Below are 24,932 nucleotides of genomic sequence, written 5' to 3' on the forward strand. Positions count from 1 at the left end.
CCCGGTCGTTTTTTGCGTAGACGCTACTTCACGAATTTTTGGGTGTATTTATGCTGGTTGATGCAGAGCAGATCGCCAATTGGGAGTCGCGCTATCGCGCTGCTTTCGTCAATTCTCTTACCGGGTACAAATCCGCCAACCTGGTGGGCACGCGCGACTTGGAAGGCCGCGAAAATCTGGCGATCATGAGTTCGGCGGTGCATCTGGGATCTCACCCGCCGCTGATCATGTTGATCGTGCGGCCCGACGAGTCACCACGCCATACTCTAGAAAACATTCTCGCCAGCGAAGTCTATACTCTCAATCATGTGACCCCGGCGATAGTGCCCGCGGCGCATCAGACTGCTGCACGCTACCCCAGAGATGTGTCAGAGTTTTCTGCCTGCGGTTTGACGCCGGGCTACCAACCCGGCTTTGCGGCGCCCTATGTCCGCGAAGCGGCGGTCAGTATGGGGCTCTATTTGCGCGAGCACAGAGAGCTGTCCATCAACGGAACCCATATGGTGATTGGTGAGGTGGTATGGGCAGCGCTGCCCGATGCGGCGCTGCGTGAGGATGGATCACTGGCGCTTGAGGCGACGCAAACCGTCGCGCTCTCGGGGCTGGATACCTATCACACCACGCAGACCCTGAAGCGCATGGCCTATGCCAAGCCCGACAAGCCGCCGAGCGAAGTTGAGGGCTGAATTGGCGACCGTGGCGAATCTGTTTTGGTGTCTACAACGTAAATGTCTTCATATGAAAGACAAGGATTAAGCCATGAACACAGAGATTCAGGCGCGGGCAGACGGCCTGCTGGACAAGGTTCATACACTGCTCCCCCGTATTCGCGAGCGCACCGAGGAGTGCAAGGCGGGGCGCCGGGTTCCCGCAGAGACCGTTTCCGAATTACAGGATGCCGGCTTCTTTCTGGCCCTGCAGCCTGCCCGCTATGGCGGTCTGGAGCTGATGCCGCAGCATTTCTTTAGGGCACAGATGATGTTGGCCGAGGCCTGTATGTCCACCGCCTGGGCCTGCGGCATCGTCGCGGTTCACGCCTATCAACTGGCGCTGATGGATGATCGCGCCCAACAGGATGTCTGGGGTGATTCAATTCATACCCGCGTGTCCTCAAGCTACGCCCCGATGGGTAAAGTCGAAAAGGTCGAGGGCGGGTTTCGTTTCAGTGGTCGCTGGGGTTGGTCCAGTGGTTGCGATCACTGCAGCTGGGTGCTGCTGGGCGGGATTGTGCCCGATGAAGGCTACCGGACTTTTCTGATTCCCCGCGAGGACTACGACATTGAAGATACCTGGCAGGTGATGGGCCTGCAGGGTACGGGCAGTAACGATATCGTGGTGAAAGATGCGTTTGTGCCCGACTATCGCACCCACAAGCAGATGGATGGTTTTCTCGGCACCAACCCCGGCAAGGCGGTGAACCCGCAGGTGCAATTCCAGTTCCCCTGGGCCCAGCTCTTTATTCGCACCGTATCGTCGCCGGCTATCGGCGCCTGCCGGGCGGCCTTGCGACTTGCGATCAAGGGCGCCAATGGCAAGGCCAGCAATGATCCCACCAAACTGGCCGGTGACACTGCAACACTGGAACGTCTGGCTCAGGCAGATTGCACCATCGACGAGCTCGAAGCGCTGCTGTATCGCAACTTTGATCATATGCAGGCTCGTCTTGAGCGAAACGAATCCATTCCGCTGTCCGAGCGTGCACGTTACCGCTTGCAGGCAGGTCAGGTGATCGAGCGATGCATGTGTGTAGTCGATAGCCTGTTTTCGTCGGCGGGTGGCCGGTCGGTGTTTCTCGACAGTGAGATTCAGCAACGGTTTATGGATATTCATACGGCGCGCGCCCACGTGGCCAACAACCCGACACCCTTCCTGCGCAACCACGGTGGCCTATTGTTGGGGCTAGAGAACAGCGATGTCTTTATCTGAACGCCCCCGCGAGGGACGGCCGAGTGCTTACGCCATAGCCTCTGAACCATTGCGCGCCTCGCTGGAAGTCGCAGCGCTGCCCTGGAAATTGCCACGTGCGCTTCGTGCTTTGCCACGCGGCGACGGTCATCCGGTATTGACCTTGCCGGGCTACGGCGGTGCCGATGGATCGATGGCGGTCATGCGGGCGGCGTTGAAGCGACAGGGTTATTGCAGTCACGGCCTCGAATTGGGGCGCAATCTGGATCGCGGTGAGGACCGCATTCAATCGGTAGATGACGCGCTGCGCTTCCGCCGGAAAATGGTGGGGCTGATCGAGCAGCGTCTTGAACAACTCCATGAGCAGTATCAGCAGCCGGTGAGTCTGGTGGGCTGGTCGCTTGGTGGCGTGTATGCCATTGATGTGGCCCAGTCGATGCCTGACAAAGTGCGTCAGGTGATTACCCTCGGTTCACCCTTTGGCGATCCGCGCGGTACCACACTGTTTAATGTCATGCGTCGGATCAGCGGCAGTCAGGTCCCGCTAGAGGGGCAGGATTATGCGGGCTGGTGTGCGGGAGCCGAATGGCGGACGCCGTCGGTGCCAGTCACCGTCATTTACAGCGAACGCGACGGGATCGTGTCCACCTCCATAGCCCGGCTTCAAAACGACAAAGCAATCCGCTACCGCAAGGTTAACGCCAGTCATATCGGGTTTTCTCACAACACCCGTGCGATCACCCTGGTTGCTGAGGTATTAGCCACTGAGTGCGCAGCGCAGTAGCTATTCTGGTTGCGCGAGAATTTCTGACAGGGCATCGTCGATGGTAGGAAAACGAAACTGAAAGTCCTCCTGCAGTGCCGCTTCCGGAATCACAAACTGGCCGGTGGTCAGTAGTGCAGAGACTTCCCCCAGTATCAGTCGCAGGGCCAGAGGCGGCATGGGAATAATCGCAGGTCGATGCAGCGTCCTGCCGAGCGCCTTGGCAAAATCCCGATTACTGACTGGTTGCGGTGCGGTGGCATTGATAACCTCGGCCTTGATCTCGCCGCGCAGGCAAGCCAGGAAAAGGGCAACCAGATCGTCGATGTGAATCCAGCTGAAGCCCTGTTTGCCGAAGCCAATCGGGCCTCCGAGACCCAGCTGGAAGGGCGGTAGCAGGTTGTTAAGTGCGCCGCCCCGGCCAAGCACAACACCAATGCGCAGGCATTGCACAGTGGTGGCGTCCTCAGCCTGTCGCGCGCAGGCTTCCCAGTCCCGGCAAAGATGCGCTGCGAAATCCTCTCCCGGCGGTGCACTTTCATTGAGAGCGGGCGAATCGCTGGCCCCGTAGTAGCCAATGGCTGACGCCGAAAGCAAACGCTTGATATTCGAGTTGGCCCTAATGCCATCAACCAGTTGGTTGGTGAGCTGCAGCCGGCTTTCCCGCAGGCGTTGTTTCTGTTTATCCGTCCAGCGTCGGGCAAAGAGGTTTTCGCCTGCGAGATTGATGATGGCTTCGAACGGCCAGGGCTGATCGGGCGGTGGTAGCGCCTCTATATAACGTAAGGCTTCGCTGTCCTTGTATTTTTTGCGCTTTTTACGCGTCAGTATTGTGACGCGGTAGCCCTGATCAATCAGGGCGCTTGTCAGGTGGCTGCCGACAAAACCGGTGCCCCCGGTAAGCAGTATCTGTGGTCCAGAATCCGACACTTCGTCACCTCTTTATTGGCTCAGTCTACTGCGTTTTTCTGCGCTTTTACGCACACGTTCAATTATCTCACTATAGTACGCAAAGCAGGGGCTGTCCCGATTCGATTCATGGTGCGGTGGCTGTGCTGTGCCCTGGTTGGGCTGGCGAGGGATATATAGGATGCGCGCTTATTTGCGGCTTTTGTTGCGCCCGGTCTTCTTCTTTTTCTTTTCCCGGTTGTGCTGCAGCACATTGAGTGCGTCCATATAGCTGACGAGCCGATCGAGATAGGCGGGAGAAACCGCCTGAATTTCGTTCAGGATTTTTACGGCGAGCATATGAGGGTTCAGGGGTCCGGGGTTTTCCGGTTTCTGCTCCAGCGCAATGCGCACTTTTCGGTGTTTTGCGTTCATTAGCTTGAACTGTTGAAACTTGCTTGCAGCGCGCAAACCGTCCGCTTCGTTTGTTGTTTCCTGCATCTGACAGACAGCCATTTCAGGCTCGCCAAAGAGCTTCCTGTTCTGTTCCTGCAGTTGCCTATCCAGTTTGCTGAGTGGTGCGGCTTGGGGCTGTGAGCTGTTGCTGCGCAGCGTTTTGATTAGCTGGCTCAGCGGCGAAGGCTTTTGCTCTTCAGCGGCTCGCTGTGCCGGCGGCTTGCTCGGCAGGGCTTGCTGCAGGCATTTATCCACTTTGTGATAGAGCCTCTGGGCGACTGCTTCGCGCTCGCCTTCCGCACGCGCCAGCAGGTTTTCAGCGAGCAGCAGAGATAGCGGCGGGCTTGAGGTGTCAGCCTGCTCTCGCCACTGAGCGAGTTTTTCTTTCAGTTGCGCGGGGTCGGGTTGGTCAGTCATTGTCTTCGCGATTGCCTGCGCGCGGTACCGGGGCCATTTCCACGCGCCGATTGCGGGCGCGGCCCTCGGCATCGGCGTTGGAGGCGACCGGTTGCTGGGCGCCGAAGGCGGCGGCAAACACCAGTTCGGCGGGCATGCCGGCGTCGATCAGGGCGCGGGTGACGGTCAGCGCCCGCTGTGCGGACAGCTCCCAGTTGTCATTGAAATTAAGATTGCCCTCCTGAATCGGCAGGTCATCGGTAAAACCGCTGACCATCAGGATCTGGTCGTGCTCACTCAGGTAAAACTGCAGGGGTTGGAGCAGGCTTTCCAGCAGGGCACGACCTTCGTCCTGCAATTCAGCGGAATTGAGTTCAAACAGAACGCTGCCGCTGATGCCGATGCGGCCCTGTTCAAAAGTAATACGACCTTGGGACAGTGGTGCGGCAAGGGCTTGTTCCAGAGCCTGACGCCGGGATTGTTCCGCTTCGCGCTTGGCGACTTCCTGCTTGAGAGACTGCGAAAGTTCCAGTTGAAAGCCCAGCGCCCATACCAGCAGCAAGACAAACACGCCGACCAGACCGGTCATCAGGTCGCCGAATACGGCCCAGATGGGGGGCTCCTGCTCGAGACTGTTGTCGAGATCCGCCATTAAGCGTCACCGTTGTTTGCGGTAGTTTCAGACTGCAGCCTGGCTAGCAGTTCCTGATGGGTCAGCAGGTTGTGGTCGATGATTTCACGGGCCTGATTCAGGTAGTACTCCATTTGCTCGTCGCTGCGCTGTCCGGTAGAGGCCAATACCTCTTCCATTTTTTCCAGTCGCGACATGAGATTGCCGTTTGCTTCGCCAAACTGCTGAACCGCAGCCGTGAAGACCTCGCCGAGGGCGGTGAGTTCTGCTGTGCTGGCCGAGAAGTGCGCAATCTGCTCGCTGAGAGCCTCGCTTTCACTGGCAACTTTCTGTTCGAAGGCTTCGGCGACGCTGCCGAGTTTTTCGTTCGAGCCTTCCAACATGGATTGCACCGCTTCGCGCTGCAAGCGGGCGTTTTCTTCGAGGCTGGCGGAAAGGCTCTCCAGCTTGCTGAGAGTATCGCGGCGCTCTTCGAGCAGACTGTTGTCGCGCTCGATATTTTTACTGATTTCGCCGCGCAATTGGGCAATCACTTCGGCCGCCGCACGGGGCGCCTCCGAGGCGGTTTCGATCAGCTGGGACATGGGCGTTTCCAGTGCGGCGCCCAACTTGGCCAGTTGTTGTGCGCTGCTTTCCTGCAGGGCTGCCAATTGAGCGGCGGCGGCTTCTCCGCGCTGCTTTTCTTCGTCGCGCAGTTTCTGCAGTTGTTCGCTGGCACTGTTGATCAGGGCCTGCAGGTGCTGCGAGGCCTGTTGCTGCCACTGGTCGTCGCGTTCCTGTTGCGCCTGGAGCAGCGCGCTGCTTTGCTCCAGCAGCTGATTGATCTTTTCCTGATAGGCGTTGCTGTTGTCGCGAGCTTTGTCTGCCAGCTCAGTGCTGGCCTGCGCCAGCCGGTGCGCGCTGCTTTCAATCTGGGTTTGCCAGTGCTGCAAACGATCCTGCTCGGCCTGCTGGCTCTTTTCGAGCCAGTCGCTGTTGGTGTTTTGCAGGCCTTTGAACAGCGCTTCGCTGCTTTGGGTGAACTGAGCCTGTGCCTGTTGAATCTGCTGGTTGATCTGCTCGATCAGCTCATTGCTGCCCTGCTGGTGTTGCTGCAGGATTTGCTGCCAGTGTTCCTGCTGCGCCCCGGTAGATTTCTCAAGCTCACCGCTGATGGCAGAAAGCTGCTGGGCGACGGCGTTCGCGACCTGTTCCTGTGTTGCTTTGCTTTCCCGGCCAAGCGTTTGAATGAAATCCTGCAGAATAGGCTGGGCACTTTCCGCGGCGAGTTTGCCGGTGTCGCGAAAGCCGGCACTCAGGGCATCGCTGACATTCTGATTCAGCTCGCGCTGCTGCGCCGACAGGCTGTCCTGCAGCGCTTTGTGGCTGTCGGAGAGCTTATCCGCCAGTTGTTGAAAGCGGGCATCGAATTGCTCGGCCAGCTGGCCTAGCTGGGCGGCGGCTGCAGGCAGGGCGGTGGCCTGGGCCTGCAGTACTTCGTAGGTTTGGCGGCGCTGATAGCTCAGTGAATGGCTTTTGAAAGCATCGGCCATTTCTGAGTCAAGTTGGCGCGAGGCCAGCAGTCGCTCGCGGCGGCTGAGGGTGGAGATCAACCCAAGCATGGCCGAGGCAGTAACACCGGCGACGGAGGTGGCAAAGGCCAGGCTCAGGCCCTCGATGGGGGCAGCCAGCCCTTCGCGCACGGCTTCCAGCTCGCTGCTGCCCTGCAAGGCGCCCACAGCACCCTGAAGGGTTTCCACCATGCCGAGAAAGGTTCCCAGCAGACCAAGCATGACCAGCAAGCCGACCAGATAGGGGGTCAGCAGCGGTGCGGGCAAGCCTGTGGCTTCGCCGTAAATCCGCTGGCGCACTGAAAAGCGCAGCGAGGGCGGCAGGGGGCGCAGCCATTCGCTGAGGTCAGTCACCGGGTGTTCGGCGCTATTGAGGGCGTGCTGCAGCTTGCCGGTTTCGCTCTGGTAGCGCAGCAGCTCGACAAAGCCGGTGGTATAGGCGGCGGCGATCAATACGCTGACCAGCAGGGCCAGCATACTGCTGGTAACAAAGCTGGAGCCCATCCACAGCACCACGACGGCGCCGAGGGAAAAGAGAATAATGGAAACGGTTCGTGTCATGACTTGTCCTGTGTTTCCAGGGCATCCAGCAGGGCGCGGGCGGGCAGCAGGCGAAGGTCAAGTTCCGCCAGCAGCATTTGCTGCATGTCCTGTTGAAAACCGTGAATCCAGCCACCTTCGGTCGTCCAGGCGGCGGGGTCGGTAAGTTGCTCGGCATCGGCCGAATCTAGAAAAGCTTGTCTGTGGGTTGAGAAATGCTCACCCAGCAGGCGAGTCACGCCGCCCAGCACATGGCGACCGTATTCGCCAAAGGTGTCGTCGACAATCCGATCCAGAGCCGCGAGCCGGGAGCGCGGTGGCCCGTCCAGGGCCAGCGAACCGCGCAGGGACTTGCGCAGTTTGCTGACTCGGTGATCCATCTCGCTCTGGTGAAGCGAATAAAAGCGCAGGTAGGGTTTTACGCCTTCCGCCGGGTCATCCAGCGTTGCTCGGTTGGTCGCGGGCACCATAAAAGGCACGTTGGTTTCGCCGGGCTCAAAGCTGCGCAGGATAAAGCGGATCATACCACCACGGGCGTTGAGAAACTGTCGCTGCGGGCGTTCCAGCGACACATTGTCGCCGAGTTTTACCTTGTCCAGAGACATCAGTGCTCTGGCCAGCGAGATCGAGTCTGACAGATTGATCTGATCGCCGAGACGTTCGGCTAAGTTGTAGTTTGGCGTTGGACCGCCTTCCAGCAGCTTCAGGCTGGTCAGCGTATGCAGGAGTGCGGGCTGGCTTTTGCTGTCGGGGGCGGCTGAGGCCTGGCTCATAAAAGTCCGGATCTTCGGGAAACTGGTGGGCGAAAGTGCCTGAACGGCGGCCCGGTTCGCTTTTTTTGGTGGGTCATTATCGCCATTTTGACGGTGGCATCAAGTTGGCGGCAGCCCGCGCTCTACAGGGATTTGCGGTGCTGACTCGTGCTTGAAATTTTGTTTTGCGAAAACAGGAGCTTAGCTGCCCTTAGCCCGCTACCAGTTGGCTTCAACCACCAGCCCGACCGTGCGCGGCGGCTGCGGCGCAATCAGCGAATAGTTGCCGGGGTCGGGTTGGGAGAAATGGTGGGTAAAGATATCGTCGTGATTTTCCAGATTCTCGACGAAAACTCCGACCTGGTAGGTGTCAGCCGGGCTGTTCCAGTTCAGGCGGATATCGGTTTTGTGGTGCGCATCGACCGTATCGATGGGATTGTCGTAGGGGCGGCGCTGATAGTCGTCTGACCAGCTGAACTTGAGCAGCCCGGTCAGTCGGCCCCAGGCGTCCAGTGGGTAGGTGTAGCGCAGCAGGGCGCCGAAGGTAAATTCGGGGGCATCGCTCATGCGGGCGCCTTCGAAATTGTGGGGTTGGTCTGCGTCGCAGCCGGGCTGGGTGGCCTGGTTTTCCAGCTCATCGTCGCGGCCGCAGAATTCCTCAAATTTTGCATCCAGCCAGCCGAAGGAGAAATGTGCGAGAAAGTTGGGCAGTGGCGCCCATTGCAGCTCGGCTTCAAGCCCGCGAATGGAGGCGGCGCCAGCGTTGTTTAATTCAATGCCAGTGACCACGATTTTCGAGACCTGCAGGTCTTCGTAGGAGTAATCAAAGGCCGACAGGTTAAGTGTCAATGAGCGGTTGTCGAATAGGGCGGTTTTCCAACCGATCTCGATCATATTGAGAAATTCCGGGTCGACCTGATTCAGTGCCCCGCTGGTCAGTATCTGGGCCGTGCCGGGCTTGTAGCCGGTAGCATATTTGCCGTAGACCATGCCCTCTTCGCTGTAGAACCATTTGCCGCCAATCTCGCCGGTGCGAGCGGTGGATTCACCTGGCGCGTCAAAGGACTGGTCGGACACCACAAAGGGTGGGTTGGGTTGGCCGGTCTGGGCGTCTTGGGCTGAGGCGGTGTCGCGCTCGACCAACAGGCGGTATTCATCGCGGTTGTAACGGATTCCGGCGAACAATTCGATTTCCGGCAGGGTGGATACCCTATCCCGCAGATTGGCGCGGACATTGAAAAACGCCGCTTCGTTTTTCGTGTTCTGGTTCAGGTCTTTGGTAACGACATAGGCGTCGAAGATGCGATCTGCCAGACCGCCGGGCAAATTGATGGGCGAAAAAAACAGCTGTCCCAGATTCTGTTGGGTGCGGGCGACGACGAAACGATCCTGATGGTCGTCATCCCGGTACCAGAACAATCCGAATATCCAGTCAATGCCACTGCCGTTCTGCGAGGTAAAGCGCAGTTCTGCGTTGCGGCCTACGCCGCTGAAATAATTGTCAGTTTCAACGATTTGAACTTCAGTGCCGTCAAGGTCGTTGTAGCGGTGTTCGCGCCTCCGCTCGACGCCTCCAATAAAGTCGATATCAATACTGCCCAGTAGCCACAGGTCTTCAAGGCTCCAGGTAAGGTCGGTTACGATGCGGCTGCTTTTGTCGTCGGCCGGGCCGAAATCCTGATACTGCTGGGAACGCACTTTGAGCAAATCGAGCGGCATGGGTTTGACGCCAAAACTTTCGTAGCGCTCGCTCTGACGGGTGGAAATGGAAGGGCTGGCGACCATATGCGCGTTGGTGGTTTTGTTGTACTTGATGGCGTGCAGGGCAAGGCGCAGGTTTTCGCTGACATATCCCTCAATGATGCCGCGGTACAAATATTGAGAAAAACTTTCAGGCTCTTCGTCGCCAGAGGCCAGTTCGTTATCGAGGTAGCCGGTGCGTTCTTCATAAAGGGCGGCAAAGCGAGTATTAATGCCTTCAGCAACTGGCGCGTTGATAAAACTGCGCACCCGACGGTTGTCGTAGGGCGCTATCTGTAAGTCGCCACCCATTTCCCAGTGGTCAACCGGTCGCTGCCATTTCACATCAACCGCGCCGGCGGTAGCGTTTCTGCCATAGACCGTACCGGAGGGGCCGCGAATGACTTCAATGGTCTGAACGTCGTAAAAGGGTTCGGTCGAGTCTACGAAGAAACCGTTGATGTGGTAGGCCACCGGTGAGGTGCCACCGAAGGCTTTGCCTATGCCGCGAATGCTGATGTCGTTGCCTTCGCGATCGTTGCGCGCTACCAGGCCGGGGGTGATATCGGCCAGCTGGGTAAAGCCATCGATGTTGTTTGATTTGATCAGCTCGTTGGAAAAGGCGGAAACGGCAGCCGAAACTTCCTGAATGGATTCGGTGCGTTTGCTGGCGGTAACAAAGACCTCTTCAATCATGGCGGCGGGTTTCCCCTCGCCAGGCTGTTCCTGTGCTTGTTCCTGGGCTTGGGCCAGGGTCGTAAGTGAAAAGGCTGTCAGCAGGCTGGCAGCAACGCGGCAGTGTGATGTTGTCATCCGGGAGTGCTCGATTTTATAGTTATTTGCGGAATAGTATGTTTCGCAGTGCTGCCAAGTCAATCAAGGAGGGACGCTGTCTGACAGGTAGGCTTTGCTGCGCTCTTCAAGGTTGGCGCGTAGATTCATCCAGAATAAATTGTAGTCGTAGGCGTGGTAGCCCTTGCCCGGAAACAGCGCGAGACCGTAGCCGCGGGCCTCGGGTTCATCAATCCAGAGAATACCGTCTTCGCAGTGAGCCCCGGTCTGCCCAGAATGGGGGGCATCAAGAAAATAGGGCCCGGTAAGTGGCAGTGAGCCGAGGTTGTATTCCTTGCCTATGCGCTCCCCGTCGCGGCGCCAGGACAGTGGGTTCACACAGACCGGCTCGCCCTTGTTCTGCCAGTGGCTGCCATCACCACCTTTCGCCACCGCATTCCAGCTTATATAACAGCCGGTTGCGGTGGGCGAGTCGCATACCGGCAGCAGGTGCTGCAGCGAGGCTTCTACCACCGTATTGCCAATCAGGTAACCCGCCACCAGGCGACGCGCATCGAGAGGTCTCTGGGTAAACAGGTATTGCAGCAATGGTACGGCGTGGGTCGTGCCCTGACTGTGGCTGCCAATCAAAAAGGGGCGGCCGCGATTGTAGTGAGCCAGGAAATAATCAAAGGCGCGGCGCACGTCGCTGAATGCCAATTGCCGCGCTTTTTCAAGATCGGCCTGAGACGTCGGCTTCATCTGTGCGCCTTGTGACATTTGCCGGTAGCGCGGGGCATAGACTTTGCCAATGCCGTTATAGACCGCAGCTTGCTGCGGCAACATGCCAAAGTCGGTAATCAATCGGGCATGCCAACTTGAGGTGCTGCTGTTCCAGTTGCCTCCCAGCAAGTAGCTGGTGGGGTGGATATAGAAAATATCGATCGGTGCCGTGGCCTGACGGTCTTTGAGCCCTGCGCCCTTGGGGACCAGGTCAGCGTTATCTTTTCGCTCCGGCAGTGCCGCCCAGTTTTGTGGATCGCGATAATCCGGCGTCGGTGGGCTTTGGGCTATGTCGAATGGACTGGAGGGGTAGAGTAAGCCATCAAACACATTCAGCGCGCTGGCGGGAGCGGCGTTACTCAGTAACAGTAGGCCGATAACAACAATAGGGATAACGCGCATAAGGAGCCTGCTTTGGTTTTTTAATAGACACTACCACATTTTTTCAGTGGTGCATTCTATTCACGTAACCCGGTGCCGGCCTGTGTTGCGGGTTCCGTTCCGTTAGCCCTCTGTTGTGCGCTCTGACCTGTTTTTCCGGCTTTTTATGGTTTTGTCTGAGCGCTGAATAGGGTAGCCTGAGTTTCGCAGCTGTAAGTAATAACGATAACAATATAGAGGCGGGGCTATTTGTGGCTAAAAACTTCTGGTGCGTAAAGCGCTGTTTGGTTTTTCCGGTAATTGCGGCCAGCATTGTGATTTCCGGACACGGTTGGGCGGCAGAAACGCGGGTTATTGAAGAGGTTCTGGTTACCGCCAACAAGCGACTCGAAAGTTCGCAAGATGTACCGCTGTCGATATCGGTGGTGAATGGCGATTTTGTGCGCGAGTCGGGTATCACCGATGTGGGTGAAATCACCCGCTATATTCCTAACGTTAATTTTGATGCTTCGCTGGCGCTCTACACGACGGTTACCATTCGCGGATTTGGCACGCCCCCGCTTGGGGTTGGTTTTGAGCCCTCTATTGGTCTGGTGATTGACGATGTGCCGTTTGGGCGCTCCACCTTTACTCAGGATGCAGTGTTTGATCTGGAGCGGCTGGAAGTGCTGCGCGGTTCGCAAGGCACCCTGTTCGGAAAGAATACACTGGGTGGGGTCTTTAACTTTCACACGGCTTCGCCCACGGATTCTCCCGAGGGTTACATCAGTTACAACAGGGTCGAAGATGTCACCACCGAGAGCGTGGAGCTCGCGGTTTCGGGGCCCTTGATCGGCGACAATCTGCTGGGCCGCATCGCCTACCGCTACAGCGACGGCGACACGCTGGAATACAACAGCACCCGTGACGAACAGCAGACCCAGCGCGATGAAGGGCTGCGGGTAAAACTGTTGTGGGATATCAGCGATACGCTGACGGGCAAGGTTAATCTGCTGCGTGCCGAGTCTATCACCAAGGGTTATACCCAATCGCTCTTCATTGCCAGTGAGCGTAGTTTGCGGGTCTTTCGCGAATACGATCCGGAGACAGAAGCCGATCCCTATGATCAGAATACCTCCACCGACGGTTTAACCCTGTCTGACCGGGAAACGGCGGCAGCCTCGCTGCAATTGCTGTGGCAGACACCAACCTTTTTGGGTTTGCAAAACACGCAACTGACATCGATTCTGGCCTGGTCTCAGGTCAAAACCCCCTACGCTCTGGACGTGGATTACTCGCCGGTGAATCTGGTGGTGTTTAACGGGCCACCGCGGGGCAATCCCTATTCTTCGCGCTCGGTCGAATTTCGCTTTGATGCCACAGCGCCGTCCTTTTTCGGTTTTGGCGATGAGGTGGATTTTGTGGTGGGCCTGTTTGGTCAGCGCTCAAAAGTGAATGTTTTCCAGGATATTGATGTTGACCTCAATGGTCTGTTTGCCTTTGCCCGCGCTGGTGCCATTGTTCAAAATCAACAGCTTCCTTTCGATCCGTTCCTGCTTGGCCTGCCGGTGGATTCCAGTGGTTTGATTATCGCCGGCGAGCGCGAGCGATTTATTTCCGGAACCTCGGCAGAAACGGTGTCCTATGCCGTTTTTTCCCAGCTGAACTGGGCGGCCACCGAGCGGCTGAGTGTGACTCTAGGTTTGCGTTATGGCGAGGACGAGTCAACCGGACGATCATTTTCTGCGGTCGCCGAAGGCAACAGTTTTTCGGCGGGCTCTCTGCAGCAGGAAAGCTTTAACGCGCCGGATCTCGAACGCAGCGAATCCAATGTGTCGCCCAAGCTGGCGCTGAACTACGAAGTGCTGCCCGACATCAATGTTTATGCGACAGCGGTGAAAGGCTTTAAGGCGGGCGGTTTTGATTTCGCGCCGCTAAACCCGAACTCACTTGAGTACGGTGCAGAGTCTGCGGTGACCTACGAAGTTGGTTTGAAATCGCGCCTGCTGGGCGGCTCGCTGGTGTTGAACATGGCCGCCTTTGATTCGGAAGTGGAAGATCTGCAGATACGTACCTTTAATGGCGTTACGCTGGTAACGGACAATGCGCCGGAATCGGAGAGCCGTGGCGCGGAGCTGGATTTCTTCTGGCTGCCGCCGCTGCAGGGTTTGAGTATCGCTGGCAGCGTCGGTTATCTGGATGCGATTTATAAAGAATTTCCCGATGGCCCCCCGATTTTTACCTCGGGTCAGGATGAGGGTCAGGACCTTGCCGGTAAGCCGCTGCCATACGCCTCGGAATGGAATGCAACCTTGTCGCCGCGCTATGAGTTCGCGTTTTTCGGTATTGATAGTCTTCGCGCCAGCGTCCGCCTCAATGTGAGTTACAACAACGGCCGGTTTCTGGATTCGGACATCGACCCAAACACATATCAGGAAGGTACAACGCGCATCGATGCAGGCTTCGGTCTGCGCTCGGAAACTGGCGGCTGGTCAATAAATTTTAACGCCAAAAATCTGACCCGAGAAAAGGATTCACTGCTGATTCTCGACCAGCCATTGCTGCCTGGCAATTACACCATGACGCCCTACCCGGACCAGACCATCTATCAGCTTGGCCTGCGCTGGGATATGGGAAGGTGAGCTATTTAATCCGAGGTGCCTTAAAAGGGCGCGGCCTGACCCAAAACCAACTCCACAACACCAGCAGGCCAAAGCCTGAGTAAAGGCTGATAAATACCCAGGGCGGTGCGCGGTAGTACAGCAGCTGCTCCAGCCAGTGGGCGATAAAACTGCCCGCGTATACGGCGTCGCCGGCTTTTTCGCGCAGCGCCATTTCCCAGCTGGTTAGCGGGCAAAGGACACCGAGCCAGGCCTGTGCGACCACGATACCAATGACGCCTAGGTGTCCCCAGCGAAACCAGGGGTTGCGCACCCAGTGCCAGTCACGCCACTTGCCGAGCACAATAAAGCTCTGCCCCAGAACAATAAATGCCACTACCAGCACATGAATCAGTAGCAGAGTGTCAGCGGCGATGGCATAGAAAACGTCCATACGGTTATGCGTTATCACCATCGCCATATTGCGGCGCGACGCCCTTAGGGCAGCATGCGTTTCAGAGTGTCGTCTTTATCTATCAACGTGTGCCAGAGCGTACCGGCAATATGCAGCAGGATCAGTGTCGCAAAGGCGGGCGCTGCGACGTGCTTGTGCACTTCCAGCACCTGTTTGGCCAGTTCTTCATTTTCGGCAATAAAGGGTGGGATGGTAATAAAGCCATAGAGCACCACATCGTAGCCGCTCAGCAGCGTTGCGCTGACACCGGCAATGGGCATGGCAATGACCAGGATTGCCATGCCCCAATGAGTTATACGGGCCAGCATAATCTGCCAGGGGGCGCCGCTGCGTTGTGGTCGGCCCTGTTTTGCCAGCACGATCAGCCAGGCGATCATCAGCACCATCGCACTGATACCTACGCTTAAGTGAGTGCGCATCCACCAGAGTTTTTCCGGGTCGCCGCGTTCGTAGGTTTCAGCAATATTGACGGCGACAAAAGCCGCAATCACAAAAGCAAAAAGCAGCCAGTGTAAAAGCTTGCTGGCACCACTCCACTCACGGGATTGTTCTACTGACATGGCGAGCCCTCGACGGCAGTAAGGTTTAAATTGCGTTAGCGCTTGCCAATAACGCTAGCGCAAAGCCGTCGAGGGTGCAAAGGGTGCTACAAGGAAGGATTAATCAGGAACTTTTTGCCGGTAGCCTGTTTGCTGTACTCAGCGACAATGTCTGCCTGCAGCGCATCGGTCAGAGAGATCTCATCGCTGTAATGGCTGGCAAAGGTGGTGGTCAGTTCGTTGGCCACGCGCTTTTGCAGCTCCTGGGTTTTTTCCGGCCCCACTTTCTGGATGAAGGGCGTCAGTAGCCAGGCATTGATGCCCCAGCTGAAGCCGAAGTTGCGATTGATTACGGTAGGGGACATGTCCAGGCTGCCGTAAATATAAAGCTGCTTAAAGATGTTTGAACCGTAGGGGCCGGGCAGCTCAGTATCTTTCAACGCCGCCTTTTCCATGCAGGTAAGAATGCGGCTGCCTAGATCACCACCGCCGGTGGCGTCAAAGGCGACGTAGGCTTCCGTGGCTTCAATGGCGGCGGTGAGGTCGCGCATGAAATTATCGTCGCTGGAATTGAGCACGTATTTAGCACCCTGTGATTTCAGCAGTTCAACCTGTTCGGGTTTGCGCACGATATTGACCAGATCAATGCCGTCGTTCAGGCAAATGCGGTTCAGCATCTGGCCCAGGTTGGATGCGGCGGCGGTGTGCACAATCGCCTTGAAGCCCTCCGCGCGCATGGTTTCAACAAAGCCCAGCGCGGTCAGCGGGTTGACAAAGGAAGAGGCGGCTTCGCGAGCGGTGGTGCCTTCGTTCAGGGGCATGCACTGCATCACATTGACCTTGCGGTACTGGCAGTAAAGCGCGCCATCCATCACTGCAACGGTTTTTCCGAGCAGGGCCTGTGCGGCTTTGCTGGAACCGGCTTTAACCACGGTGCCAGCGCCTTCGTTTCCTGCCGGCAGTGGCTTGCCGATGCGCGGTTTTACCCGGCTTTCTACGCCGGCTTTGAGTTTGGCGCTGTACACAGTGTCAGCGCCGCTGCCGCTGGTCTTGCCGGTTGTGACATCGGCAGGAAAGATCAGGGTTGCCTGGTCTGAGGGGTTGATGGGGGTGGCTTCAATACGCACTACCACTTCGTCATCACCCGGCTCCGGAACAGGCGCTTCTTTCAGGATCAGTTGCAGGTGACCGTCGTCGGTGACCAGTGAGCGAAGGTTAAGTCCGGTATCTGGGCTTTGCATGCATTTCTCCGTCTAGTTGGCGCTATTGAATCAGCGAGACGTAGGGTATCACTACCTTGTGGCCTGCGCAGGCGAACCAACGCAGAAGGAGGGCCGCCTTTGTGCGTTTACGCAGGGAGGTGCCTTAACAAAATATAAGAAACTAATGGCTGTTAGTCCTTACACTGGGCAGCACGTGATTTATGAGCATCAGGTTTTCTATGGACAACAATAAAATCCTTACCCTGCCCCAGATTACCGATCAGGACGTAGGCGGCAAGGCCTCTGGCCTGGCGGCGTTGGAACGACTAGGGCTGAATGTGCCGCCAGCGTTTGTGATAGTCGGCGCCAGCGAGTCGCAGATGCCCTTCGATCTGGAAGCCCAGTATCAGGCGCTTGGCGGTGGCCCGGTTGCCGTGCGCTCTTCAGCCCTGGGTGAGGACGGTGAGGACAGCTCGTTCGCCGGTCAGTATGAAACCATACTGGATGTGGAGGGGATGGATGCTCTGAAGGATGCCATTGCCCAGTGTGTGCGTTCTCTGGCCAGTGAGCGCGCCACCGCCTATCAGGCGGCGCAGGCTGCACCGCTTGAGGTTTCCATGTGTGTGGTGGTGCAGCGCATGGTCAAGGCCAGATCTGCCGGCGTGTTATTTACCGCAGACCCGGTGACAGGCCGTCACGACCGCTTGGTTATTGATGCTGTGGAGGGCTTGGGCGAGGCGCTGGTCAGCGGTGAGCAGACCCCGGATCACTATGTGCTGGATACCGGCAATCAGCTGGTTCAGCAGGAGTTGGTAGGCGAGAGTCCGATTCTGGCCGAGCCTGAGATCAAGGCGCTGGCGGAAGGTGCTCGTGACGCTGCCGCCAAGATGGATAGCTTGCTCGATATGGAGTGGGCTATTGATGAGAGCGGTGAGCTGTTCTGGTTGCAAGCGCGTCCTATCACAACCCTCGGTTCTGACCTGAACGAGCTGGATACCCCGATTCCTGATGATCATGTGATTACCCGCTGCAATGTGGGAGAAATGATGCCAGGCGCTGTTTGTCCGCTGACCTTCTCGGTACAGGGGCGGGCAATAGAACACGGCATGCAGCACATGCACACGCAATACGGTAATCGCCCGGCGATTACCAACGAGTGGACTCAGATTAACCTGTTCTATGGCCACATGTTTATCAACATGACCGGCGGCATGGAATCCTCACGCTTTGTTTCCATTAATACCGCCGATTCGATGGGGCAGAGCCTCTGCGGTCGCCCTGTGCCCGAGCTCAAAACACCAGACAACCTGGCCCCGGTGTGGCGACGTTGGTACGGCACCTACAAATTTGTACGCTACGTTTTTCGCGCCCAAAAGGAGCTGACCGAGTTCGAAAACCGTTTCCGCCACGCCTACATTCCTTACACCGACAGCAGTGTGTCGATGTTTGAGGAAATCGATCGCTACATGCCCTGGATTTGTGAGACCAACGAAGTGCACCTGCGCTCATCGGCCCTCTCCGGTGTGATGGAGGGCGTGGTGCAGGGCATGGTGACCGGAGGCAGTCAGCCTGCCGACGGAGATCAGCAGGCCGAAGCCGCGCGACTGCTGGCTGGCGCGAGTGACGTGGAAAGTGCGGTGATGGTAGACCGGCTCGACAATGTGCTCGATGCCATTGCTGAGCACCCGGATGCTGTGAGCGCCTTTCAGAAAGTAGAAGCCGCCGCTGCTCTGGATTGGCTGCAGAGTGAGCGTGCCGGTGCGGCTGCGCTGCGGTTTCGAGATTTTCTGGCCCTACACGGCCATCGTTCCATTCGCGAGCTCTGCCTGCGCGAAGCGGGCTGGGTGGATGAGCCGGAAAAACTGATTGTGACGATGCAGGCTTCGGTTGCAGCTCGCCTGCAGGGGAGCTACAAGCCGCGCTCCGTCGAGCGGGTGGATATCAAAAGTCTGTCTCGCGGTTTGCGATTTATGCTGCCGCTGGCCCACAGCGCGATTCGCCGGCGCGAGCACACTAAGTCACTGCTGGTGCTGGTAACGCACCGCCTGAAACGGGCCTACCGCCATCTGGCCGACCTGTTGGTCAAGGAAGGGCACCTGCCGGAGCCCGACCTCATCTTTTTCTTCACCCACGACGAGCTGCGCGACTTTGTCGCCGCGCCCTTTGCGGGTTGGGTGACGCGCGCGCAACAGCGACGTCAGGCGCTTTCTTTTCAGGAGCGCTTGGAATTCAGCGACGTTTATGTCGGTAAGCCCGAGCCATTGGTATGGGAGCCGCCGACAGATCAGAAAGAAGGTGAACTCAGCGGTCGTCCGGTCAGCCGTGGCGTGGTGGAAGGCACTGCCCGGGTGGCGCTGACGATTCAACAGGCTGCAGCCCTGCAGCCTGGCGAAATTCTGATTGCGCCAATCACTGACATTGGCTGGACACCTTACTTCAGCCTGATCGCCGGTCTGGCGACTGATGTCGGCTCGGCGGTATCCCACGGCGCAGTTATCGCGCGCGAATATGGCCTCCCGGCCGTCGTCAACCTGCGGCAGGCTACCAAGACCTTTCAAACCGGTGACCGGGTGCGGCTCGATGCCGATCGCGGCGTGCTTCTCAAAATAGGGTAAAACTACCAAACTCGGCCTGCATCCCCTGCAGGCCCCGTTTCTTCTGGTTTATCGATAAAACCTATCGCTTTGTTAAAAAAATACTATTTCCTCTATCGACGGTGAGGGTCTATAACTATTTCAGAGCCTGACCAGGCGTGGTGATGTGGCGCCGTGATCTGCTGTCCGGCGCTCGCCCCATTGGTGAATAAGGAGAAAACCATGTTCAAGTCCGCGATACCGCAGATGGCGGCGCTGGCCGTTGCTGCGACACTGGCTTTGCCCGCCGCAGCCGGCAGTCCGGCAAAAGAAGGAACTACCAACAAATTCTGGTGGCCCGACTTGCTCGACCTTCAGCCGCTGCGTCAACACGACAATGAATCCAACCCCCTTGGCGACAATTTTGATTACGCCGAGGAATTTAAAAAGCTCGACCTCGCCGCCCTCAAGAAAGACCTCGAAGCCCTGATGACCGACTCCCAAGACTGGTGGCCGTCTGACTACGGGCACTACGGGCCGTTCTTTATCCGCATGGCCTGGCACAGTGCGGGCACCTACCGTGTATTTGATGGACGCGGCGGTGCCGGTGGTGGCCAGCAGCGCTTTGAGCCGCTGAACAGCTGGCCCGACAACGTTAACCTCGACCGCGCGCGTCGTCTGCTGTGGCCGATCAAGCAAAAGTATGGCAACCAGATTTCCTGGGCCGACCTGATGGTGCTGACCGGCAACGTCGCACTGGAATCCATGGGTTTTAAAACCTACGGTTTTGCCGGTGGTCGTGAAGACGACTGGGAGCCTGACCACGTCTACTGGGGCAGCGAGAAAAAGTGGCTGGCTGGGGACAAGCGCTACCACGGTAAGCGCAAACTGGAAAAACCGCTGGCCGCTGTGCAAATGGGCCTGATTTACGTCAACCCGGAAGGCCCCAACGGCAAACCGGACCCGCTGGCCGCCGCCAAGGATATTCGTGAGACCTTCGGCCGCATGGCGATGAATGACGAAGAAACCGTTGCCCTGATCGCCGGCGGTCACACCTTCGGTAAAGCGCACGGTGCGCACAAGCCAGACGAGTGTGTGGGCGCAGATCCCTCTGCCGCTCCGGTAGAACAGCAAGGTCTGGGCTGGAAGAACAAATGTGGCAAGGGCAATGCCGAGGACACCATTACCAGTGGCCTGGAAGGTGCCTGGACATCCACGCCGACCCAGTGGACCACCCAGTACCTGACTAACCTGTTTGCCTTTGAGTGGGAGCAGACCCGCAGCCCGGCTGGTGCTATCCAGTGGGTGCCGAAAGATGGTCAGGCCGCCAACCTGGTGCCGGATGCCCACGTCGAGGGCAAACGCCACGCGCCGATCATGTTCACTACCGACCTGTCTTTGAAGATGGATCCGGCCTACCGAGAGATTTCCCTGCGCTTCAAGGAAAACCCGGAAGAGTTTGAAAAAGCCTTCGCCCGCGCCTGGTTCAAGTTGACCCACCGCGATATGGGGCCGAAAGCTCGCTACATTGCCGGTGACCTGCCCGCCGAAGACCTGCTCTGGCAGGACCCTGTGCCGGAGGCGGACTACAAGCTGATTGGTGGCGGCGACGTGAAAGAGCTCAAGGGCAAGATTCTTGAGTCGGGCTTGACCGTGCCGGAGCTGGTGCGCACCGCCTGGGCGGCGGCTGCCTCCTACCGTGGAACCGATATGCGTGGTGGCGCCAACGGCGGCCGACTGGCGCTGGAGCCTCAGAAAAGCTGGGCAGTTAACAATCCGGACGAAGTGGCCAAAGTTATCGCTAAGCTTGAAGAAATCCGCAAGGACTTCAATGATTCCGCGTGGTTCAACAAGCAGGTATCGCTGGCCGACATGATCGTCTTGGGTGGTGCTGCGGCGATTGAAAAGGCTGCCAAAGCCGCTGGCCACGATATCAAGGTGCCGTTCAAGCCGGGTCGTACCGATGCCACGCAGGAGCAGACCGACGTTGAGGCCTTTGCAGTGCTTGAGCCGAAAGCCGATCCGTTCCGCAACTACTACACCCGTGAAGCCCGTTACACACCAACTGAAGCCATGGTCGATCGCGCCAGCCTGCTGGAGCTGACGGTTCCTGAAATGACCGTCCTGGTCGGCGGCATGCGCGCACTTAATGCCAATACCGGCGGCAGCAAACACGGTGTGTTTACCGATCAGCCGGGAACCCTGAGTAATGATTTCTTTGTGAACCTGCTCGATATGTCCACCGAGTGGTCCAAGTCGAAGGGAAGCAAAGGCATCTACGAAGGTCGCGACCGCAAGACCGGTGAGCTGAAATGGACCGCCACCCCGGTCGACCTGATCTTCGGGTCTAACTCAGAACTTAGGGCAGTGGCCGAGGTCTATGCTGTCAACGGTTCTGAAAAGCGCTTTGTGCAGGACTTTGTCGACGCCTGGGTCAAAGTGATGCAGCTGGATCGATTTGATCTGCGCTAATTGAAACAGGTTTTATCTGAATTGGCTCGCCATTCAGGTCTCGTGTAGGGCTCCTTCGGGAGCCCTTTTTTGTAAGCGCAATCTACTGCCGTGGCTTTGCCGGATTCCGATGGGATTGGTTTCTCAGCCCTTCACAGAAAGTTGTAAACCAGTATTCCTATCAACAGCGCAATCATCCCTATGGCAGCGAGCGCGAAAACGCCATCGTTGGCGATAAGAGCCAGGGCTAGCACAATCAGTACTGCACCGGCTGTTGTGGCCAGAAAGGGGAGGATCTCCATTGGCGGAACGGAAAGGGCCACAAGAATGCCCGCGACCGCGATGACGACAGTGCCCAGACCTTCGGTGAGCAGGGTCAGGCGAGGCTTGAGAAAACGATCAATAAAACCTGCGACCGGATAGCACCAGCGCAGCAGAGCTTCCAGCTTTTGACGGGAGATGGACCGCCGTTCGATTGCGCTCGGCAGCCAGAAGTGGTTGCGGCCCAAAAGCATTTGGGAGGCTATCAGCAGTACCAGAATGGCTGCGGTAGTTGGCAGCCCCGGAATACCGCTGAGCGGCGAAAACATGATGAGGCCAGCCACCAGCAGCGCAGGGGCGAAGGAACGAGAGCCCGCAGCATCCAGCAGGGTCTTGATGGACACGGTTTCCCGGTCTCCTACACCGTCGCGCAGGGTATCGAGCATCTGTTCCAGGTTAGCAGGTTCCTCGTTCTGCTTGGAGGTCGACTGATTATTCTCACTCTGGTGCTGCCACCGGTAGTGTTTGTCTGAGTCACCGCTCGTCATTGCTCCTCCTGCTGTTGAACGGGGTCTATTGCTTTAAGGGCTTAAACGCACCGAGCTAAATGCGCTAGCCCTGCCCGCGGTAAAGAGTGAGCCTACCTTTTTGGCGCTCATAGAGCACTGTCAGTATTGCCATTTGTCGAGGTTTGTTCCTGGGCTTCATAATTCGCGCAGTTTGCTGCTTGTTCAATGGCCATGTCTCTCACGCTGATATCAGCCAGGGCTTCGTCCAGAGCCCGATCAATGGTATCGCGCACTTCGCTTACGCCTTTTACCGGTTTTGCTGGAGTCTTCAGTGCGAGCGGAGGCGTTGCGCAATCATTCCGCACGGTGTCCAGTACCTGCTTGAGTGAGGTTTTTTCCAGTGGAACATTGGGCAGATAGCGCGGCGGATCCTCACTGTTTTTGGTGATCAGCCCGGCCCGGCTCAGGGCCGCCAGTATCTGCGTTACACCTTGAATAGGTGTTCGTAGGCGCAATACAAAATCGGTGGCGCTGAAGGGTCGGCGGGATTCGTAGTAGCGCTGGGCTATGATTGCCATCACCTGTAGTGTCAGTGTTTCCTGCTGGCGGATACTGAGCATGCCGCTGCGATGATGGGGCAATACATATTCCGGGTGCTGAACGTAAAAGGCGATACTGCTGCCCACCAGCAAGGTCAGCCAGCTGATGTACATCCAGATCATAAACAGAATGATAACGGCAAAACCGGAATATATCGCATAGGTTCCGCTGTCACTCGCCGACACAACCACACTGCCGAAGCCCCAGCCGAGGCTTTGAAACAGGAAGCCGGAGACTACACCGGCAATCAAGGCGGCTTTGAATTTAACTCGAGTATTGGGGATAAACATGTAAAAGAAGGTGAAGGCGCCAATGATCATCACGTAGGGTGTGGCAGCCGTGAGAAATGCCAACAGTTCCTGCACAAAGGGCACGTAATTGCTGATTCGCTGTGCCAGCCCGCCACTGAGCACACTGGCGGAAAGACCTAGGGCGGAAAACACCAGCAGTGGCCCGATCAGCATCACGCTGCCGTAGTCGGCAAAACGCCTGCCTATACTGCGATGCTGGTCGAGACGCCAGATGTAGTTAAAGGTGCCTTCAACTTTCTGAATCAGAGATATAGCGGTATAAAAAAGCAGCGCTATGCCAAAGGTGCCTAGTACGCCGATCTTCACATTGTCGATAAAGCCAATGATCTGTGCGGTAATCTGGGTACCTTGTTCGCCCAGGGGCGCTAAAAACTGCAACAGCACTGGCTCAAGCTGCTTGTTATGCATGCCGAATGCTTTGAGCACTGAAAAGCTCACGGCCATCAGCGGCACCAGTGACAGCAGGGTGGTGTAAACCAGACTCATGGCGCGCAGCGTTAGCTCGCCCCGGGCCAGATCGTCCAGTACCACGTAGGCATAGCGCAGGCCGCTGAACAGCGCGCGCTGCCAGGCGGGTTTCTGTTCAAGTTTTTCGGACCAGAGATACTCTGCTGCTGCGCGATTGAGGGTCTTGTCCATTAGCAAAGTCCGTCACAGATTGATCACAGCACAGGATGGATAAAAAAACGGTGTAAGTCGAGGAAGTATGCCTGGTCGCGAATAGTTTAGGCGCCGATTATCGCAGCAGCGTGGTGTTTCCGGATCAGGAGAAAAAACTCGACAGCCCGGCGATAACTACGGCGTAACGCATGCCCTTACCGATGGCTACCAGCAGCATAAACAGGCCAAATCGCACCCGCATCACCCCGGCGACAAAGGTCAGCGCATCGCCGCCTATGGGCATCCATGACAAAAGAAGGGTCCAGACCCCGTATTTCTGAAACCATGCCTGCGCGTGGTGTAAATGCTTTGCTTTAAAGGGAAACCAGCGCCGATCGGAATAGTGTGTCAGGTGGCGGCCAATCAACCAGTTGATCAGAGCGCCCAGGGTATTGCCGGTGGTTGCCGCCAGCCACAGACCAAAGGGATCCAGTCCGCGGTTGTAAAGCGCTATCAGTAGGAACTCCGAGTAAAAGGGGAGGATGGTCGCGGCGCCCAGCGCCGTCCAGAATAGTGCTAGATAAGCGCTCATTGTCGTTGCTTTGCCGCCTGACACAGCGCCTTGAAAATGCCGCGCTGGGAAGAAAAGTAGGGCAGGTATTCCGGGTGCCACTGCACCCCCATAATAAAGCGCTCGCCGGGTTGCTCGACGGCCTGCACAATGCCGTCGAGGTCGCGGCCACTGACGATGAGCCCTTCTCCCAGTTCAGAAATCGCCTGGTGGTGCAGACTGTTGATACGCATGCGGGGCTTGTCCATCAGATCCGCCAGCCGCGTATCGGGTTCCACCAGCAGAGTTTTGCGTGGCAGGGGGGTGCGACGGTTTGAGGTGTGTTGGCGAATGCGGCGCAAATCCGTATGCAGCGAACCGCCGAGTACGACGTTCAGAAGCTGAGCGCCTCGGCAAATGCCCAGCACCGGCAGACCCCCGTCCAGAACGCGCTTCAGGATGTCTATTTCCATCTGGTCGCGGGCGGCATCCATAGGTGCGGTTTCCGGTGCATCGGGTAGGTAAAGGCTTGGGTCGATATCGTCACCGCCGCTGACCACTATGCCGTCGAGCGCCGCAGGTGGGTCTGGGTTTCGGGGCGTCAAATGGCAGACTTGCACACCGCAGCGCTGCAGTGCCCAGCGGATAAACCACCAGGCTATGGGTAGGCGGCTATCACCACCGGTCACACCGATAAGAGGTTTACTGTTGGCGTTAGTCATAACA

At 57.4% G+C, this 24,932-nt stretch carries 20 protein-coding genes; 6 read left to right on the top strand and 14 right to left on the bottom strand.

Features of this window, described 5'->3' with window-relative positions; all coding sequences use genetic code 11:
- Positions 1–50: 50 nt before the first annotated feature.
- The 3 genes from ABY734_RS10895 (at position 51) to ABY734_RS10905 (ending at position 2,689) form a co-directional block, all read left to right on the top strand.
- Positions 51–686, top strand: coding sequence for a flavin reductase family protein (locus tag ABY734_RS10895; protein WP_372779147.1), 636 nt, complete (start codon positions 51–53; stop codon positions 684–686).
- Positions 687–759: 73 nt separating this feature from the next.
- Positions 760–1,926, top strand: coding sequence for an acyl-CoA dehydrogenase family protein (locus tag ABY734_RS10900; protein WP_372779149.1), 1,167 nt, complete (start codon positions 760–762; stop codon positions 1,924–1,926).
- Positions 1,913–2,689, top strand: a complete 777-nt coding sequence (locus ABY734_RS10905; RefSeq protein WP_372779151.1) for an alpha/beta hydrolase — start codon at positions 1,913–1,915, stop codon at positions 2,687–2,689. Before ABY734_RS10900 ends, ABY734_RS10905 begins: the two co-directional genes overlap by 14 nt.
- Here the strand turns inward: ABY734_RS10905 and ABY734_RS10910 are convergent, their stop codons facing one another.
- The 7 genes from ABY734_RS10910 to ABY734_RS10940 form a co-directional block, all read right to left on the bottom strand.
- Positions 2,690–3,598, bottom strand: coding sequence for a TIGR01777 family oxidoreductase (locus tag ABY734_RS10910; protein WP_372779152.1), 909 nt, complete (start codon positions 3,596–3,598; stop codon positions 2,690–2,692). It lies immediately after the preceding gene.
- Between the two features lie 168 nt (positions 3,599–3,766).
- On the bottom strand, positions 3,767–4,429 hold the full coding sequence (locus ABY734_RS10915; RefSeq protein ID WP_372779154.1) for a DUF2894 domain-containing protein: 663 nt from the start codon (positions 4,427–4,429) through the stop codon (positions 3,767–3,769).
- Entirely contained in the window at positions 4,422–5,060 is a 639-nt protein-coding gene (locus ABY734_RS10920; protein ID WP_372779156.1) for an OmpA family protein, read from the bottom strand. Before ABY734_RS10920 ends, ABY734_RS10915 begins: the two co-directional genes overlap by 8 nt.
- Entirely contained in the window at positions 5,060–7,150 is a 2,091-nt protein-coding gene (locus tag ABY734_RS10925) for a DUF802 domain-containing protein (RefSeq protein ID WP_372779158.1), read from the bottom strand. Before ABY734_RS10925 ends, ABY734_RS10920 begins: the two co-directional genes overlap by 1 nt.
- Positions 7,147–7,902, bottom strand: a complete 756-nt coding sequence (locus ABY734_RS10930; protein WP_372779159.1) for a DUF3348 family protein — start codon at positions 7,900–7,902, stop codon at positions 7,147–7,149. The genes ABY734_RS10925 and ABY734_RS10930 overlap by 4 nt, the downstream gene beginning before the upstream one ends.
- Before the next feature lie 198 nt (positions 7,903–8,100).
- Positions 8,101–10,434, bottom strand: coding sequence for a TonB-dependent receptor (locus ABY734_RS10935; protein ID WP_372779160.1), 2,334 nt, complete (start codon positions 10,432–10,434; stop codon positions 8,101–8,103).
- A 63-nt stretch (positions 10,435–10,497) separates the two neighbouring features.
- Complete coding sequence (locus ABY734_RS10940) at positions 10,498–11,577, bottom strand: DUF3089 domain-containing protein (RefSeq protein WP_372779162.1); 1,080 nt, start codon at positions 11,575–11,577, stop codon at positions 10,498–10,500.
- 230 nt (positions 11,578–11,807) lie between these two features.
- On the opposite strand from ABY734_RS10940, the gene ABY734_RS10945 reads away from it, so the two are divergent.
- Positions 11,808–14,177 (top strand): TonB-dependent receptor, encoded by a 2,370-nt coding sequence (locus tag ABY734_RS10945; RefSeq protein WP_372779164.1) that lies wholly within the window; start codon positions 11,808–11,810, stop codon positions 14,175–14,177.
- A 1-nt stretch (position 14,178) separates the two neighbouring features.
- Here the strand turns inward: ABY734_RS10945 and ABY734_RS10950 are convergent, their stop codons facing one another.
- The 3 genes from ABY734_RS10950 to ABY734_RS10960 all read right to left on the bottom strand — a co-directional run bounded on the left by ABY734_RS10950 (position 14,179) and on the right by ABY734_RS10960 (position 16,390).
- The gene (locus ABY734_RS10950; RefSeq protein ID WP_372779166.1) at positions 14,179–14,616 is read right to left on the bottom strand and encodes a DUF2784 domain-containing protein; all 438 of its coding nucleotides are present in this window, start codon (positions 14,614–14,616) and stop codon (positions 14,179–14,181) included.
- A gap of 17 nt (positions 14,617–14,633) precedes the next feature.
- Positions 14,634–15,170 (bottom strand): cytochrome b, encoded by a 537-nt coding sequence (locus ABY734_RS10955; RefSeq protein ID WP_372779168.1) that lies wholly within the window; start codon positions 15,168–15,170, stop codon positions 14,634–14,636.
- Positions 15,171–15,256: 86 nt separating this feature from the next.
- Complete coding sequence (locus ABY734_RS10960) at positions 15,257–16,390, bottom strand: zinc-binding dehydrogenase (protein WP_372779170.1); 1,134 nt, start codon at positions 16,388–16,390, stop codon at positions 15,257–15,259.
- A 200-nt stretch (positions 16,391–16,590) separates the two neighbouring features.
- On the opposite strand from ABY734_RS10960, the gene ABY734_RS10965 reads away from it, so the two are divergent.
- Together ABY734_RS10965 and katG are read left to right on the top strand one after the other, a co-directional pair.
- Positions 16,591–18,966 carry a PEP/pyruvate-binding domain-containing protein gene (locus tag ABY734_RS10965; protein WP_372779171.1) on the top strand — a complete coding sequence of 792 codons (2,376 nt, stop codon included), beginning with the start codon at positions 16,591–16,593 and terminating at the stop codon, positions 18,964–18,966.
- A 201-nt stretch (positions 18,967–19,167) separates the two neighbouring features.
- Positions 19,168–21,396 carry a catalase/peroxidase HPI gene (gene katG, locus ABY734_RS10970; protein WP_372779173.1) on the top strand — a complete coding sequence of 743 codons (2,229 nt, stop codon included), beginning with the start codon at positions 19,168–19,170 and terminating at the stop codon, positions 21,394–21,396.
- Between the two features lie 131 nt (positions 21,397–21,527).
- Here katG and ABY734_RS10975 read toward each other — a convergent pair whose 3' ends face one another.
- The 4 genes from ABY734_RS10975 to ABY734_RS10990 all read right to left on the bottom strand — a co-directional run bounded on the left by ABY734_RS10975 (position 21,528) and on the right by ABY734_RS10990 (position 24,928).
- Positions 21,528–22,184, bottom strand: a complete 657-nt coding sequence (locus ABY734_RS10975) for an exopolysaccharide biosynthesis protein (RefSeq protein ID WP_372779174.1) — start codon at positions 22,182–22,184, stop codon at positions 21,528–21,530.
- 107 nt (positions 22,185–22,291) lie between these two features.
- Positions 22,292–23,695 carry a YihY/virulence factor BrkB family protein gene (locus ABY734_RS10980; protein WP_372779176.1) on the bottom strand — a complete coding sequence of 468 codons (1,404 nt, stop codon included), beginning with the start codon at positions 23,693–23,695 and terminating at the stop codon, positions 22,292–22,294.
- Positions 23,696–23,819: 124 nt separating this feature from the next.
- Entirely contained in the window at positions 23,820–24,248 is a 429-nt protein-coding gene (locus ABY734_RS10985) for a YqaA family protein (RefSeq protein ID WP_372779178.1), read from the bottom strand.
- On the bottom strand, positions 24,245–24,928 hold the full coding sequence (locus tag ABY734_RS10990) for a gamma-glutamyl-gamma-aminobutyrate hydrolase family protein (protein WP_372779180.1): 684 nt from the start codon (positions 24,926–24,928) through the stop codon (positions 24,245–24,247). The genes ABY734_RS10985 and ABY734_RS10990 overlap by 4 nt, the downstream gene beginning before the upstream one ends.
- Positions 24,929–24,932: the final 4 nt, after the last annotated feature.

Origin of the sequence: Litorivivens sp. (assembly GCF_041624475.1) — a bacterium.
Taxonomy (GTDB): Bacteria; Pseudomonadota; Gammaproteobacteria; order Pseudomonadales; family Spongiibacteraceae; genus Litorivivens.